This window comes from Protofrankia sp. Cj5, from assembly GCF_917627405.1.
Classification (GTDB): Bacteria; Actinomycetota; Actinomycetes; order Frankiales; family Frankiaceae; genus Protofrankia.
This window is the reverse complement of sequence record NZ_CAKJTO010000053.1, coordinates 26660-36180: the sequence shown is the minus strand read 5'-3', so window position 1 is coordinate 36180 and position 9521 is coordinate 26660. Positions and strand designations below refer to the sequence as shown.

The window sequence follows — 9521 nt, the reverse complement described above, 5'->3', positions numbered from 1 at the left end:
TTCCGCGCCTGCTGGGTGACCCACGCCGCGGTTGGATGCTTCGTGACTCCAAGGACGTGAACACGGCGGGTGGCGTGTTCGACGATGAAGAACACGTAGATCCGTTGCAGGAACACGGTGTCCACGGTGAAGAAGTCGCAGGCCAGCAGGCCGGAGGCCTGCACGGACAGGAACGTGCGCCAAGAGGTGTCGGCCCGGCGGGGTGCGGGGTCGACGCCGGCGCGGTGCAGGATCCGCCAGACGGTGGCGACCCCGACCGGGTAGCCCAGCCCGACGAGCTCGCCCTGGATCCTGCGGTGGCCCCAGGTCGGGTTCTCCCGTGCGAGGCGCAGGACCAGCTCGCGGATCTCCCGGCGGACCGATGGCCGTCCGGGCGACGTCCGAGGGTAGGTCCATTTTCGTGCGAGGAGCTCACGGTGCCAGCGCAGCACGGTGGCCGGGGTGACGAAGAACAAACCCCAGCGGGCTCGGGGCAGCAGCCGGGACAGGGCTGCGAGGATCACCACCGATCGGGAACTCGCCGCCGCGTCCGTGCGGGCGTACAAGGCAGCAGCCGGGACAGGGCTGCGAGGATCACCCGATCCGCCGGTTCCAGCGTCGGACGGTGCACCTGCCGTCGTAACACCGCCACCTGATGTCGCAGGACGAGGAGCTCCACGTCCTGCGCGGTGTCCCCGCGCACGCGGAGCAACATCAGTCCGAGAGTGTTGCGTGTCAGGGCGTAGAGCAGCGACCACACCATGACCATCCAGCCTGCCCGACGCAGGCCCAGTCCGGCAGGCAAACGCGCAGGTCACCGCCCAAATCGGGGTTCTGGAGCCCCAGTGCGCCATGAGCGCGGAGAGTGAGGTCGACAGGTAGGGGATCTCGCTTGATGCGGTGCTGCGTGGAAGATGAAGGATTTGTGGCCCTTCGGCGTCGCCCTGCGGGGGGAGGCGTCAAACCACCTCATGCTGCGTTGGCTGAAGACCGTCGTGGTGAGCGATGAGGAAAAGGCGCACAAGATGCGTCAGGTAGGGACCGGGAAGGCGAGCGAGAGCGAACCGCTGAGGAAGTGTCGAAACCAGATCAGACGGCATCGAAACTGGGGCGCTTGGGGTTGCTTCAGGATGAGCCTGGCGGGAGCCCGTGTACTGGCCAGGTGGCGCCCGGCATGGAGGCGGCGCGAGCCTGGTCTGCGGCTTTCACGTGGAACATGGGAAGGCGGATGCCGACACTGCGCGCCCGCCCTGCGGGGCGGACGGGCGAGAGGGAGCGCGCCAAATCGAACGGGTCGAGACCGTCGCGATGACCGCCGAAGAATACGAGGCCGCGGTGTCCGCATTCGCCGAACTCGTCCTACAGTGGGAAAGGAACGGATCGCCGAACACGGCGCCGACAAAGGCGGCCTGACACCCACACCGACCCTCCCTTCAGGTGGGCCGCCGTCAACCCATCCGAGGAAGGAGCGTCGGTATGCCGCGCCCATTGTCAGCCCGTAAGGCCACCGAAAAGGCGGCGAACACTGTTTCCGGTGCCGTGCCGGTCGTTTTCTACGTCCGGCACGGAACCGGCGACGGCGACCAGTCCATAGCCGCGCAGCGGGAGCAGATCCTGGCCTTCCTCGCGACCCACCCCACCTATTCCCAGCTCCGTCCCGGCACCGGCGGCGCCACCAGACCCCGGTTTCTCGCCCGGCTGACCACCCGCCGGGGAACCCGGCGGCGCTTTCGCCAGGAATAGAAACCGCGCCGCACACCGGCACCCGAGGAAGGAAGGGCACAATGCCGCGCTCGACCGCGCGCCGTACCACCACGAAACGAACCCAGCAGGCCGTCGCCGCCCTGCCCGAGACCGTCCGGGTCGGGATCTACCTGCGCCGCTCCACCGACGACGAGCACCAGCCCTACTCCATCGAGGCGCAGGACGAACGGCTGCGCTCCTACGTCGACTCCCAACCCAACTGGGTCGTGGCGCTGCGGTTCGCCGACGACGCCTCCGGCGCCACCACCCACCGCAAAGACCTCCAGCGGGCCCTGACCGCGGCCCGCAACGGGCTCATCGACGTCCTGCTCGTCTACCGCGTCGACCGGCTCTCCCGCAGCCTGCGCGACACCGTCCACCTCCTCGAAGAGCTCGACAAGGCGAAGGTCGTGTTCCGCTCGGCGACCGAACCGATCGACACCGCCACCCCCATGGGCCGCATGCTCCTGCAGCTGCTGGCGATGTTCGCCCAGTTCGAGCGCGACACGATCATCGACCGGGTCATCGCCGGGATGGAACGCAAAGCCGCCAAGGGCCTGTGGAAAGGCGGCCGGCGCCCGTTTGGCTACCAGGTCGACAAGACCGCCAAGAAACTGGTCATCGACGGGCCCGAAGCCGGAATCATCCGGCTGGTCTTCGACCTCTACGTCCGCGACCGCCTCGGCACCCGGGCCATCGCGAAGGTCCTCAACAGCCGCGGCCACCGCACCACCGTCGGCGGCCCCTGGTCCGGCCACCAGATCCTGCGCGTCCTCGACAACCGGATCTACCTCGGCGAGCTGTCCTTCCGGGAGATCACCGTCACCGGCACCCACGACCCGATCATCGACGAGAAGGTCTTCGATGAAGCCCAGAAGATCCTCACCGAACGCAGCGAAGAAACCTCCCACCGGGCTGCCAACCCCTCCGACTACTACCTGACCGGCCGGATGCGCTGCCCCCAATGCGGCACAGCCCTGATTGGCACCCGCGCCACCGGCCGCAACCACACCTACCGCTATTACACCTGCTTCACCCGCAACCGCTACAACCGCGACGAGTGCGACGCACCCCGCCTCGACGCAGACGAGGTCGACACCGCAGTCCTCACCGCCCTCGCCAGCTTCTACCGCGACAACCAGCAGCTCATCGCCGACGCCGTCGCCAAAGCCCAGCGCCACCACCGCGACGCCCGCTCCGACCGCACCGACGAACTCACCGCCATCGAGACCGAACTCACCCAGACCGACCAGGCCATCGACCGCTACCTGGGCGCCTTCGAACGCGGTACCCTCAACGAGGAGATCCTCGCCACCCGGCTCGAAGCTCTGCGCAGCAAGCAGAAACAGCTCCGCCACCGGCAAGCCGAACTCACCGACGAGATCGACGACGAACCGGTCATGCCGGCCCGGTCCACCCTCCGCGCGGTCGTCCAGCAGATCGAAACGATCATTGAGGCAGGCGACGACCTCCGACGGAAAGCCCTCATCGAAGCCCTCGTCGCCGAAGTCAAGATCCTCGGACCCGACCGGCTCGTACCGATCTTCAAAGTCCCCCGACCCGACACTCCAGGCGACGCCGCCAACGTAGAAACTGGAGACACAGACCGACCCAAGCCAACCCGACCAGCCACGAAAAACGCCCCCCACAGGGCCGCCGCAGCCGTCCTACCAGCCACAACACCCCCGAAGGGAGCGGTTCGCGCAATGCCTACATTGGTGGAGACGCGGGGACTTGAACCCCGAACCCCTGCCTTGCAAAGGCAGTGCTCTGCCAATTGAGCTACGCCCCCGGTAGGCGACACACGACGCCCGTCGGGAAATCCCCCTCAAGGGTACGGCACGCCGCGGCCAGCCGGGCAACCGGTGGCAGCCGGCGAGGGCGCGGGTTGTGCTCCACGGGAACACCACCCGCGCTTCGTCCCGCAGCCATCTACTGGGGTCAGGGGACACAGGGCGCAAGGCCCAGGGAACGCAGGAGAGATCCGGCAAAATTTCGATCTTCCGGGCAGGAAGGAGCCGGTTCGGGTCCCGGCGAAGCCGGGCTGGACGAGTCACTCCCCTGTATCAGCACGGCCACACCAGCTGTCGTGCCTGGCTCTGGGGACGCCGAGGGCGGCACCGCCGGAGTGGACGCCACGGTCGACACAGTGCTGCCTGAGCCCATCGGCTCGTCGCTGCGCGGACCGAGGCCAGCCGGCGGTGCCGGCGCTTCAACCGGTACAGACACGGACGTCGCGCCGGCCGCCACCATCCTTGGGCCGTCATCCGAGTGGGCTGGCGGCCGCGTGGCCATGGCCGATGCCGTCGCCACCGCGTCCCGTGCATCCTGTCCGGGAAGACCCACGACATCGGGTACGGGTGTTGCCACTCCGGCCGTCCCGTCACCTGATGCGCCAGGACGGGCCACGGTCGCCGTGTGCTGCCCGCCGCCCGACAGGACAGCCGAGACAACGAGCAGAACAATAGCCGCGAATCCTCCTAAACCAGCACCAATGGCAACCTCACGAGGCCGCGGGGTGCCGTCATCCGATCCGCTGGAGCGGACCAGGCGCCGTGATTCGCCAACGCGCACGCTGCTGTTGCTTGTCATCCGTCCCCTTCACGCCCGGAGCCACCTTCCAGGCGCCCGGTTCGATCCCGGGCGTCCCCATCCGACAAGCAGATCTCACAACGCTTTGCCTACAAAGTAGACACAAACAGTGAGGAGACCCAAAGGATGCCAAAGGGAACTCAACCACAACACCACTACCAGCGGGTTAATCTCTCGAAACCGAGAACGGGAGCAGCAGGGCGGAAGCCTCAAGAATCAGAGGGCGCGGGGCCGGACCGGGCTCCGCGCAGGCCATGCAGGCCGTCACGACGGGTGGGCACGTCGTCGGCCGTAGATCATAAATGTGATGAAAATCACGAAAATGCCAGTAAAATGTTACATACGGCCAAAATAGACCAATGGAGCGAAAACAGAGCGGCGCTGTGTGCCGTATCGGCGCGAAGGCGTCCACGGGCAGCCCGACACGCTCGCACCGCGATAGGTGGAGGCGTGGCGGGCTGACGTCCGAGCCTCGCCCGAACCCCTGGGGCTCAGTTCAGGTTGATGGCGGTGGTCGCCTCATGCCAGAGGTCAACCTCGTCCTTGCCCCTGCGACGGCGCACGACGGTCGCCACCGCTCCAGCTCCGGCAACGACAACGAGAAGCACAAGCTTGCGAATCATGTAGGCCAACCTACCCGCGCCCGGCGATCCTTGCCCGCCGTGTCCCAGACGACCTGTTGTGGGAGGCCACGGGCGCTCGCGAGGGCCGGATTCACAACAATCTCCGGGAGATCATCAACGCTGGTACGTAGCCCGCAGGACACCGCGAGCAAGAGTGTGGAACGCCAGGTTGAACCCGACAACCGCGGACGAGACAGAGTCGGGGAGCCCGAGCGACGGGACGTCGACCGCATGGGCCGCAAAAATGTAACGATGCGGACGATCACCCTCCGGAGGCGCGGCGCCACCGAAATCGGCCGTACCGTAGTCGTTCCGTACGTGGAACGACCCCGAGGGCAGCTCCCGAAGATCACCACTTGCCACGCCGTGAGGCAGTTCGGTGACCGAGAGCGGGATGTCGACCAGCGTCCAGTGCCAGAAACCGCTGCCCGTCGGTGCGTCCGGGTCGAAACAGGTGACAACGAAGCTCCGCGTCCCCGCGGGGAAGCCCGTCCACGCAAGGTGCGGCGAGAGGTTCTCCCCACCTGCGCTGGTGTGGACCGCCGATGGAGCAAGTGTGCCTCCATCGGAGAAGTCGTCACTACTGAGCGTGAAAGACGGTACGCGGGGGAGAACATCGAACGGGTCCGGGGGCGTGCCGCGGTCAAGTGAGGACATCAGCCAACCTCGTTTTCTGTCAGATGACTTCCGTTATGACATGACTCTTGCATGCCCGGTACAGCGTTTCACACAGCCCTGTCTCCCACACCGCCCGGACATGGGGCGCCCACTGGAGCCGGCACGCCCCATACGCTGGACGGAACCCAGGCGCACAAGCACCGCACTCGCCTGTCAGGTAAGTTGGGTAATATTAATTCAGCAGCCCGGCAACAGGGGACGCGGTATCGCGGGGTTATCACGAGGTTGGGGCACGCACCTCGCGTCCGGTGGCTCCTTCCGCCGTCTCGCGACACACGCGCCCCAGTCCCACTTCTTGATCCACATCATTATCGCCGGGCGCTCTCAAGCCATCCAGGACCTATTGACGACACGGCACCTCCGGACGTTTTCAGTCGATCATAAATAGCTGCCTGAACAGGATCTTGCAAACACTGTGACGAACCGCCCGGTCACCCGAAGAAAAACCTTGCGATCGTTGCGGGTTTTTGGCTGCCAAACGGGACACACGGGCCTCCGACCAACTAATCTGAGAAGTGCCCGGTGGGGCGACTACCAACTCCCCCCGTGTTGGCGGTCTCCCACCGGGCGCTTCATCTTCCGCCCCGGGACGAGCGGGCCAAACGCTGTCAGTCCTGATCAGGTATCGGGCGCGACTGCGACGAATGCCGCGGACCGCCTGAGTCCTTGGCCGGCCGCGTTGCCCGGCGATGCGCCCGCAACAGCTCGAAGGCGATCGGGATGACCGATAGCAGCACGATCCCGATGAAAATCGTCTCGACGTGGTTGGCCACAAAGTCGACCTTGCCCAGGAAATATCCGATCACCGTTACAACGCTGCCCCACAGCAGCCCGCCAGCGACGTTGAAGATGCTGAAGAGCCGGTAGTTCATGCCACTGACACCCGCGATGATCGGGGTGAACGTCCGCACGATGGGAACGAAACGGGCAAGAATCACTGAAACAGGGCCATATCTCTCGAAAAATTCACGGGCCTTGCCCACGTTCTCCTGTTTGAACAGCCTCGAGTCGGGCCGCCGGAACAAGGTGGGACCGACCTTACGCCCGAACAGGAAACCTGTCTGGTCACCGAGGATCGCGGCAATCGAGATCAGAAAACAGGCAAGCCACAGCGGAGTGGACAACGTGTGGTTGGACACAAGCAGACCGACTGTGAACAACAACGAGTCACCGGGCAGGAAAAAACCGACAAGCAAGCCGGACTCGGCAAAAACGATCAAAAGCACAACGATCAGACCCGCTTTGGCCAGATGCTGCGCATCCAGGATGCTCGGGCCGAGCGCGAGGGTGGTCGAGGCGACCGTTGATGCTGAAACAGACACTATGACGGGCCTCCAAAGCGACTCGGGACACAAAGGCAGGCTTGCGGCCGATTCGGTTCCCGCCTCGACCGGGCGCTCTTCGCGGACGACAAGGAGCGTATCCACCGGCGCCGGCACGGCTGCCCGCGGCCCGCTGCGGGGTCTCCCCGTCCGCCTGACAGGATGCGCAGGTGTCCGCTCTACTCGTCCTGGTTGTCGGTTTGGTGGCGGGTATCGTGGCAGGGGTCACGGCGCGGCGGCACGGCCGCGTCGACGACGGCGCCCATCAGATGGTCAATTTCTGGGTACTCGACGTAGCCTTGCCCGCCCTGGCACTCCACGTATTACACAGTGTAATATTTCCTGCCAATCTGTTACTCATCGTCGCTGGCCCGTATCTGCTGTTCGCCTTCGGCACAACACTTTTCCTCTCGCTCGGACGCGTCCTGCACCTGCGCCGGGACGTCGTGGGCGCGCTGATCGTGACCGCCGCCGTGGCGAACACGTCTTTTGTCGGGATACCGATGGTCACGGCCTTCTTTGGAGCGGAATCGGTTCCGGTCGCGCTTCTCGTCGATCAGCTCGGCTCGTTCATCATCGTCGGGACGGCGGTCATCGCGGTGGCGGCCACAGCGTCGGGAGCCGGTGTCACCCGGGCGGAGATCGCCCGCCGACTACTCACGGCACCCGCGCTGATCGCATTACTGACAGGGCTGGTACTGCGTCCGGTCGCCTTCCCCGGCTGGCTGACGGCGACGTTGACCACCCTCGGCTCAACCCTCACGCCTCTGGCGCTGTTCTCGATCGGTCTGCAACTGCGTATCGGCGCGGTGCGTGCCTGGCGTCGGGAGCTCGCGATCGGTCTGCTGGTCAAGCTCGTTATCGGCCCCGCCCTGGTGTTCGGGGTCTATGCCCTGGCCGGCTCCCTTGGCGACCATGGGGTCCAAGTCGCGCTGTTCGAAACCGCGATGCCACCGATGGTTGCTGGAGCAATGATCGCCATGCGGTACGGTCTGGCTACTCCGCTGCCCAGCCTGATGGTCGGCGTCGGGGTTCCGGTATCGCTCCTCACACTGCCCATCTGGTCATGGATCTTACAGGGCTGATTCGCTGTTGGCTGCGGATGCGGGCTCGGCTGCCTTCGGGCTGGCGCCCGCAGTAGGTTACTTTCTCTACCGGCGCACTGGCACCGTCCGATCTGGAACCCTGACTACCAGCATAAGAGCGCCCGGCAATAGGGGTGTGGGTCAAAGAGTGGGGCTGGCGTGCGTGCATCGCGAGGCGGCGGAGGCAGGCACCGGAGGTGTTGGGTGGTGACCGACGAGCCGGGGTACCCGTGCATCGCGCGGCGATGGACGGGGAGTGATGGACGGGGAGCGATGACGCGAGGTGGCTGCCCCAGCCCCGCGATGCCGCGTCCCCTATTGCCGGGCTCTAACATGCCGCGCTCCCGCCAGGAACCGGCCCTGCACCGGCTCCTGGCGGCATTCCGGGACACATCCGGATACGGCCTGCTGTGCGACACATCGTTGAACTTTCCCGGCTATGGATTCATCAACCGGATGTCCGAGCTCATCGGCTACTGCGAGACACAGCGCATCTCAGAGCGCGTTTGAGATCGTCATTCCGGCTCGCCGTGTCCAGGCGCCCCCTGGCCGCGTTATCGGCCACACCGAGACAACTCATCCGGTATCGCTTCGGCCTTCCGTCTTGTCAGGGGGTGCCTGGACACGGCTCACTGATCGAAAGCCCGATCTCACACACGCTCTCAGACGTGATTGTCAGTGACAGCTGGTACCAGCCGCTCTGGTAGGCAGCGGTAACCGTCACCGCAAGGACACCGAGGATGTATCGAGAGGTCTGTGCCTGATCGTCTCGCACCGCGCTCCGGGTCCCGGGTTCCTTCCGCCAGCCCTCACGTTGTTGCCGGGTGGACGCGGGCGAGCCGGCGGGCAGCGGTGACAGCCTGGTCGCCAAAACGCTCGTAGTAGCGGGAAAGCAGGGTGAGGTCCACAGCGCTCTGCACCCCATGCGGCCACGCCGGATCGGTCAGGGTTGCCAGCAGCCGCCGGTGGATCTGGTCGATCTGGTCGTCGGCGGCCTCCACCTGCCGCGCCGCTTCACGATCATCATTGCGGATCGCGGCGGCGAGCTGCTCAGCCAGGTCGCCACACAGCCGACCGAGACGGGTGATGACGGGACGCAACGGAGCCGGAACCACCGATGCCGGTCGTCGCAGGTCGGCGGTGGTGGCGATGTGATCGGCAAGCTCCCCCATCCGTTCCACCGCGGTCGCGATACGCAGACAGGCGACAACAAGCTGAAGGTCCCCGGCCACTGGGTTCTGGCAGGCCAGCAGCACGACCAGCTCGTCGTCCAGTTCCTGGCTGTCGGCATGCAGCCGCGCCAAGGCGGCGTGTACAGCGATGGTGTCAGCCTGGCCCGCATCGGGACCGGCCACCGCGGCGGTGGCGGCTATGACGATCTGGCTCGCCTCGCCGGCAAGCCCGCCCAGAGTGGCTCGGACCCGATCCAACTCGGCGGTGTATTCAAACCGATGCGGTCCCGGAACATCCATCCTCCGATAATGCTCCCATCTCGGCGT

General features: G+C 65.8%; 7 protein-coding genes, 1 tRNA gene and 2 pseudogenes. 3 read left to right on the top strand and 7 right to left on the bottom strand.

The annotated features are described in order from the left end of the window. Positions 1 to 784: pseudogene (locus MJ777_RS13300) on the bottom strand (integrase); the annotation flags it as partial. A gap of 686 nt (positions 785 to 1470) precedes the next feature. Then, on the bottom strand, positions 1471 to 1614 hold the full coding sequence (locus tag MJ777_RS13295; protein ID WP_239376451.1) for a hypothetical protein: 144 nt from the start codon (positions 1612 to 1614) through the stop codon (positions 1471 to 1473). Between the two features lie 149 nt (positions 1615 to 1763). Between MJ777_RS13295 and MJ777_RS13290 the strand changes: the two are divergent. After that, a pseudogene (locus MJ777_RS13290) lies at positions 1764 to 2780 on the top strand (recombinase family protein); the annotation flags it as partial. Between the two features lie 658 nt (positions 2781 to 3438). Here the strand turns inward: MJ777_RS13290 and MJ777_RS13285 are convergent. The 4 genes from MJ777_RS13285 to MJ777_RS13270 all read right to left on the bottom strand — a co-directional run bounded on the left by MJ777_RS13285 (position 3439) and on the right by MJ777_RS13270 (position 6937). Further along, a tRNA-Ala gene (locus MJ777_RS13285) sits at positions 3439 to 3514 on the bottom strand. A gap of 1291 nt (positions 3515 to 4805) precedes the next feature. Beyond that, entirely contained in the window at positions 4806 to 4937 is a 132-nt protein-coding gene (locus tag MJ777_RS13280) for a DLW-39 family protein (RefSeq protein ID WP_239311451.1), read from the bottom strand. Positions 4938 to 5051: 114 nt separating this feature from the next. Further along, positions 5052 to 5594, bottom strand: coding sequence for a YbhB/YbcL family Raf kinase inhibitor-like protein (locus MJ777_RS13275; RefSeq protein WP_239311452.1), 543 nt, complete (start codon positions 5592 to 5594; stop codon positions 5052 to 5054). Between the two features lie 629 nt (positions 5595 to 6223). After that, positions 6224 to 6937: a DedA family protein gene (locus MJ777_RS13270; protein ID WP_239344815.1), complete on the bottom strand. Its 714-nt coding sequence runs from the start codon at positions 6935 to 6937 to the stop codon at positions 6224 to 6226. Between the two features lie 170 nt (positions 6938 to 7107). Here MJ777_RS13270 and MJ777_RS13265 point away from each other — a divergent pair, with 170 nt between their 5' ends. Continuing rightward, positions 7108 to 8022 carry an AEC family transporter gene (locus MJ777_RS13265; RefSeq protein ID WP_239376449.1) on the top strand — a complete coding sequence of 305 codons (915 nt, stop codon included), beginning with the start codon at positions 7108 to 7110 and terminating at the stop codon, positions 8020 to 8022. A 333-nt stretch (positions 8023 to 8355) separates the two neighbouring features. Then, on the top strand, positions 8356 to 8532 hold the full coding sequence (locus tag MJ777_RS13260) for a carbamoyltransferase C-terminal domain-containing protein (RefSeq protein WP_239376447.1): 177 nt from the start codon (positions 8356 to 8358) through the stop codon (positions 8530 to 8532). Between the two features lie 299 nt (positions 8533 to 8831). Here the strand turns inward: MJ777_RS13260 and MJ777_RS13255 are convergent, their stop codons facing one another. Then, complete coding sequence (locus MJ777_RS13255; protein WP_239311457.1) at positions 8832 to 9494, bottom strand: PhoU domain-containing protein; 663 nt, start codon at positions 9492 to 9494, stop codon at positions 8832 to 8834. Positions 9495 to 9521: the final 27 nt, after the last annotated feature.